The sequence below is a fragment of the Micromonospora sp. NPDC004336 genome (assembly GCF_053602615.1).
Map to the genome: position 1 here is coordinate 1 of NZ_JBSGDY010000271.1, position 5,298 is coordinate 5,298.

Annotated in this window: 5 protein-coding genes and 2 pseudogenes; 3 read left to right on the forward strand and 4 right to left on the reverse strand. The window is 74.6% G+C overall.

Annotated elements, in window-relative coordinates:
* Positions 1–183 (reverse strand): annotated as a pseudogene (locus ACWENR_RS29400) (cadmium resistance transporter); the annotation flags it as partial.
* 289 nt (positions 184–472) lie between these two features.
* On the opposite strand from ACWENR_RS29400, the gene ACWENR_RS29405 reads away from it, so the two are divergent.
* The 3 genes from ACWENR_RS29405 to ACWENR_RS29415 all read left to right on the forward strand — a co-directional run bounded on the left by ACWENR_RS29405 (position 473) and on the right by ACWENR_RS29415 (position 3,606).
* Complete coding sequence (locus ACWENR_RS29405) at positions 473–700, forward strand: helix-turn-helix domain-containing protein (protein WP_007462679.1); 228 nt, start codon at positions 473–475, stop codon at positions 698–700.
* A gap of 46 nt (positions 701–746) precedes the next feature.
* Positions 747–1,514: an enoyl-CoA hydratase/isomerase family protein gene (locus ACWENR_RS29410; RefSeq protein WP_452280203.1), complete on the forward strand. Its 768-nt coding sequence runs from the start codon at positions 747–749 to the stop codon at positions 1,512–1,514.
* A gap of 112 nt (positions 1,515–1,626) precedes the next feature.
* Positions 1,627–3,606, forward strand: a complete 1,980-nt coding sequence (locus ACWENR_RS29415) for an ABC transporter ATP-binding protein (RefSeq protein WP_452280206.1) — start codon at positions 1,627–1,629, stop codon at positions 3,604–3,606.
* A gap of 4 nt (positions 3,607–3,610) precedes the next feature.
* Here the strand turns inward: ACWENR_RS29415 and mug are convergent, their stop codons facing one another.
* The 3 genes and pseudogenes from mug to ACWENR_RS29430 form a co-directional block, all read right to left on the reverse strand.
* Positions 3,611–4,237 (reverse strand): G/U mismatch-specific DNA glycosylase, encoded by a 627-nt coding sequence (gene mug, locus ACWENR_RS29420; protein WP_452280204.1) that lies wholly within the window; start codon positions 4,235–4,237, stop codon positions 3,611–3,613.
* Positions 4,237–5,004 (reverse strand): SDR family oxidoreductase, encoded by a 768-nt coding sequence (locus ACWENR_RS29425; RefSeq protein WP_452280205.1) that lies wholly within the window; start codon positions 5,002–5,004, stop codon positions 4,237–4,239. Before ACWENR_RS29425 ends, mug begins: the two co-directional genes overlap by 1 nt.
* Before the next feature lie 55 nt (positions 5,005–5,059).
* Positions 5,060–5,298: pseudogene (locus ACWENR_RS29430) on the reverse strand (hypothetical protein); the annotation flags it as partial.

Sequence of the window (5,298 nt, forward strand, 5' to 3'; positions counted from 1 at the left end):
CACCGCGCTGGCCAGCGCCAGCGCGCCGATGCCCAGGTACTGCCCGGCCACGATCTGCCAGGGCCGGGGGCGGCCGGTGGTGCGGGCGGCGACGAAGAGCAGCGTCAGGATGACGATGTCGTCGACGTCGGTGGCGGCGAACACCACCGCCGCGCCGGCCGCAGTGCCGAGGAGGTCGATCACCCAGGGAGGGTACGACCAACCCGCCGGTGCCGCCGTCCGCCGGTGCCGCCCGTCTGCCGGTGCCGCCCGTCCGCCGGTGCCGCCCGTCCGCCGGTGCCGCCCGTCCGCGGGGTCGCGTGGGCGGCGGCGCGGGGCCGGCCCCTCGGTCGGCAGGATCACTCTATCGGGAAGACGACAATGCATAGCGTGTCGGTTGGCGAAGAGTTGATATCTGGCGCATGATCGTTCGAGGCGGTCTAATAGGTGGGACCGTATCCGAACCGCACAGTCTGGGACGTGAGGACACAGCATGGCAGCCACTGGCACAGCCACCAGCACTGAGAAGGGTCGCCGGATCGTCGGAGCCGAGCGTCAGACGCTCGCCAAGGACCTGGTAAAGCGGTACACCTCGGGTGAGAGCATCCGCGCGCTCGCGGCCTCGACCGGCCGTTCCTACGGGTTCATCCACCGGGTGCTCACCGAGTCCGGGGTGCAGCTGCGGCAGCGCGGCGGCGCCCGTCGCCGCAAGAAGGCGTGACCCGCCCACCAGCGTCGTCCACCAGCGCCGCGCCCCGGGTCGCCCGGTGAACGCCGAGGCGACCGGGGTTCGGCTGGAGTGCGACGGGCCGGTCGCGACGGTCACGCTGTGCCGGCCCGACGTGCTCAACGCCCAGACCCCGGCGATGTGGCACGCGATGAGCGAGTTCGCCCGGAGTCTTCCCGGCGACGTCCGTGTCGTCGTCGTTCGCGGCGAGGGGCGGGCGTTCTCCGCCGGCCTCGACCTGACGGTGGCCGGCGCGTCCGGGCCGGGCTCCTTCGCCGAGCTCGCCGCCCTGCCCGAGCAGGAGTGCGCCGACCGGATCGCCGCGATGCAGGGCGGCTTCACCTGGCTGCACCGGCCCGACATCGTCTCCGTCGCCGCCGTGCAGGGTCACGCGATCGGCGCCGGCTTCCAGCTGGCGCTCGCCTGCGACCTGCGGGTGCTCGCCGAGGACGCGAAGTTCTCCATGGCCGAGGTGACGCTCGGCCTGGTGCCGGATCTCGCCGGCACCAAGCGCCTGGTCGACCTGGTCGGCTACAGCCGCGCGCTGGAGATCTGCGCCACCGGCCGGCGGATGGACGCCGCCGAGGCGGACCGGATCGGCCTGGCCACCCTGGTGGTGCCGCACGCCGACCTGGACGCCGCGGTGCGTGACCTGACCGCCGGGCTGCTGGCCAACAACCGCAACGCGGTGGTGGAGATCAAGGCGCTGCTGGCCGGTGCCGCCGGCCGGTCCGCCGCCGAGCAGCAGCGGGCCGAGCGTGAGGCGCAGGCCCGTCGGCTGCGCGATCTCGCGGGTCGGGGAGAATAGTAAGGACCGTTCGGGAAGATCCGGGTTACGACCGAGGTTGTCAGAGTCGTCGGGAGAATCGACCTGACGGTGCGGTCGACCCGACGACCCGGAGGTGAACGTGTCCAACCCGATGTCCGGCGGTGGCATGGCCGGTTGGAGCATGCTCCGGTCGATGCGCAGCCGCGACGAGATCTCCACCCACCGGCTCAAGCGCGGCGTGGCCCGCCGGATCGTGGCGTTCGCCCGGCCCTACCGCCGGGACATCGTCGTGTTCCTGGTGACCGTGGTGCTGGCCGCGATCATCGGCGTGGCCACCCCGGTGCTGGCCGGCGACGTGATCGACGCGATCAGCCGGGGCGGCTCGGGGGCCGGCGACCTGGTGATCCGGCTCGCCCTGGTCATCGCGGCGCTCGCGGTGGTCGACGCGCTGCTGTCGCTGGCCCAGCGGTGGTATTCGGCCCGCATCGGCGAGGGCATCATCCTCGACCTGCGCACCCGGGTCTACGACCACGTCCAGCGGATGCCGCTGCAGTTCTTCACCCGCACCCAGACCGGCGCGCTGGTCAGCCGGCTCAACAACGACGTGCTCGGCGCCCAGCGGGCCTTCACGTCGACGCTGTCGGGCGTGGTCAGCAACGTCATCCAGCTGGTGCTCACCGCCGCCGTGATGTTCACCCTGTCCTGGCAGATCACGGCGCTGTCGCTGGTGCTGCTGCCGGTGTTCATCATCCCGGCCCGGCGGGTCGGCAAGCGGCTCGCCGAGATCACCCGGGAGTCGTACAACCTCGACGCCAAGATGAACGCGACGATGACCGAGCGCTTCGGCGTGTCGGGGGCGCTGCTGGTGAAGCTCTTCGGCCGGCCCGAGGTGGAGGCGCGTCGGTTCGCCGGGCGGGCCGAGCGGGTCCGCGACATCGGCATCCAGTCCGCGATGTACTCGCGGACGTTCTTCGTCGCGATGCTGCTGGTCGCCTCGCTGGCCCAGGCGCTCACCTACGGCCTGGGCGGCTGGCTCGCCGTCACCGGCAACGTCAGCGCCGGCACGGTGGTGACCCTCGCGCTGCTGCTCACCCGCCTCTACGGCCCGCTGACCGCGCTGTCCAACGTGCGCGTCGACGTGATGAGCGCGCTGGTCTCCTTCGACCGGGTCTTCGAGGTGCTCGACCTCAGGCCCACCATCGAGGAGAAGCCCGACGCGGTCCCGGTGCCGCGCGGCAGCGGCCGGGTGGAGTTCCGCGGGGTGCGGTTCCGCTATCCGAGCGCCGCCGAGATCTCGCTGGCCTCGCTGGAGGAGGTCGCCGCGCTGGACCGTACGGTCAACGAGCCGGTGCTCAAGGGCGTCTCGTTCGCCGTCGAGCCGGGGCAGATGGTGGCGCTGGTGGGGCCCTCCGGCGCCGGCAAGTCGACGCTGTCCATGCTGATCTCCCGGATCTACGACGTCACCGACGGGCAGGTGCTGGTCGGCGGGGTCGACGTCCGCGACGCCACCCTCGACTCGCTGCGCGACGAGATCGGCGTGGTCACGCAGGATTCGCACCTGTTCCACGAGACCATCGCCGAGAACCTGCGCTACGCCAAGCCGGACGCCACGGACGACGAGATCTGGGCGGCCCTGGCCGGCGCCCAGGTCGCCGACCTGGTCCGGTCGCTGCCGGAAGGGCTCGACACCCTCGTCGGTGAGCGGGGCTACCGCTTCTCCGGCGGCGAGAAGCAGCGCATCGCCATCGCCCGGCTGCTGCTCAAGGCCCCGTCGATCGTGATCCTCGACGAGGCGACCGCGCACCTCGACTCCGAGAGCGAGGCGGCGGTGCAGCGGGCGCTCGCGGTGGCGCTGACCGGGCGTACGGCGTTGGTGATCGCCCACCGGCTCTCCACGGTCCGCGACGCCGACCAGATCCTGGTCCTCGACGACGGGCGGATCGTCGAGCGGGGCCGGCACGACGAGCTGGTCGCCGTGGGCGGGCTCTACGCCGAGCTGTACCGCACCCAGTTCGCGGTCGCCGACTCGCCCACCCCGTACGGCGACGCGACCGGCCCCGAACCGGTGGCCGTGCCGCCGCTGCGGCCCTACCTCGCCGACGAGGCGCTGCCCCCGGCCGCGGCCAACTGACGTCTCAGCCGGCGGCGGCCGCCGCCCGCAACTCCCCGAACGCGGCGCCGAGCGTCTCGGGGGTGAAGTGCGCGTTCAGGCCGCTGGGGTTGGGCAGCACCCAGAGCCGGGCGCCGGCCAGCGGCTCCGGCTGCGGCCCGAAGGCGGCCTTCGGCCGCGCGAACCCGATCCGGTACGCGGTCACCCCGACCACGGCGACCCACCGGGGCCGGTGGCGCGCGACCTTGTCGGCGAGGATCCGCGCCCCCTCGACCAGCTCGACCGGGGTCAGCTCGTCGGCCCGGGCGCTGGCGCGCGCGACCATGTTGGTGATGCCGAGGCCGAGGGCGGGCAGTTCGTGCTGCTCGCTCGGGTGCAGCAGCCGGGGCGTGAAGCCGCCCCGGTGCAGCGCCGGCCAGAACCGGTTGCCGGGCCGGGCGAAGTGCCAGCCGGTCGCGGCCGACCACAGGCCCGGGTTGATCCCGACGAAGAGCACGTCGAGCCCCGGTGCGATGACGTCGGGGAGGGTGCGTTGCGCCGCCGCGGCGAGTTCCTCTCGGGTGGGGCGCGGGTGCCGCCCGGCCGCGTCCTGCGCCCCGGCCCGCCGCCGGCCGGGGGAGTCGGGGGCCGACCGGGCGGGGGTACCGGCCACTACAGGCTCCGCAGCGCGCCGCCGTCGACCGGCACGGTGACCCCGGTGAGGTAGCTCGCGGCGGGGGAGAGCACGAACGCGGCGACGCGGCCGAACTCGGCGGGGGCGCCGATGCGGCGCAGCGGGATGCCCGCCTCGGCCTCCGCGCGGGCCCGCTCGGGGTCGCCGGTGGCGGCGAAGAGCTCGACGTTGCGGTCGGTCATGATCCGCCCGGGCAGCAGCCCGACCACCCGTACGCCGCGGGGGCCGTACTCGTCGGCGACGTCCTTGGCCATGCCAGCCAGGCCGGGCCGCAGGCCGTTGGAGATGCCCAGCCCGGGCAGGGGTGAACGCACCGAGGTCGACAGGACCAGCCCGATCGCGCCGCCGTCGCCCTCGGCCAGGGCGGTGGCGACCGTCCGCACCGCGCGGACGGTGCCCAGGAAGACCGTCTCGAAGGAGCGGCGCCACTGCTCGTCGGTGACCGACGCGGCGCTGCCCGGCGGCGGCCCGCCCACCGACACCAGCGCCCCGTCGAGGCGTCCGAAGTGTTCGCCGGCCGCCGCCACCAGCCGCTGCGGCGTCTCGGGGTCGGCCAGGTCGGCGGCCACCCCGACGGCCCGCTCCGGCCCGCCGAGGCGCTGCGCGGCGGCGGCCGCCGCGTCGGCGTCCCGGGCGGAGAGCACCACGCGGGCGCCGTCGGCGACGAGGCACTGCGCGGTCGCGTAGCCCAGGCCGCGGGAGGCGCCGGTCAACACGTACACCCGATCGGTCAGTCCGAGATCCATGCCGACGATCCTGCCGCACGCGCCGGGATCCGCCAGCCGGGGGCGGCGGGCCGGTTCAGCGGCGGGCGGGGCGCAGCAGGCGTACGCGACCGGCGACCTGCACGGCGACGGCGCCGCCGGCGCGTCCCCACCCGGGCAGGCGGCGTGGCCGCGGCGGCCGGTGGCCGTCGTAGCGGTCGGTCGCCTCCCGCACGGCAAGCTCCTCCGCGCCCAGCGGGGGCAGCGCCCCCCGGTCGCGCAGGTCGCGGGCGAGGTCCCAGCCGTCGCGCAGCGATCCGCCGGTCGGTCGCCGCG